Annotated in this window: 1 protein-coding gene; it reads right to left on the bottom strand. The window is 53.5% G+C overall.

The features are described from left to right. A partial coding sequence (locus CVH10_RS22035; RefSeq protein ID WP_181244671.1) for a (2Fe-2S)-binding protein occupies positions 1–258 on the bottom strand: 258 nt, incomplete at both ends.

The raw sequence follows: 258 nt of genomic DNA, 5'->3' as shown, positions 1-258 counted from the left end.
ACTTCTACGCCACGGGCTTTGAGTTCTTCATCAACCACCGATTTCAGTAATGCACTGCAACCACCGCAGCCGGTTGCGGCTTTGGTGCATTGTTTAATGCTGGCGAGGTCACAAACTCCGGCGCCAATGGCACCAACAATGTCGCCTTTGGCGACGTTATGACAGGAACAGATGGTCGCGCTATCTGGTAACACTAATGCCGGTAATGACGTTTGGCCCGACGCTGGTAATATCAGCTGCTCCGGATTTGTCGGCAGC

It is taken from the genome of Halomonas sp. ND22Bw (assembly GCF_003011945.1).
GTDB lineage: Bacteria > Pseudomonadota > Gammaproteobacteria > Pseudomonadales > Halomonadaceae > Halomonas > Halomonas halophila.
Note: the sequence above shows the minus strand (reverse complement) of the source record. Positions and strands in the feature narration are given on the sequence as shown.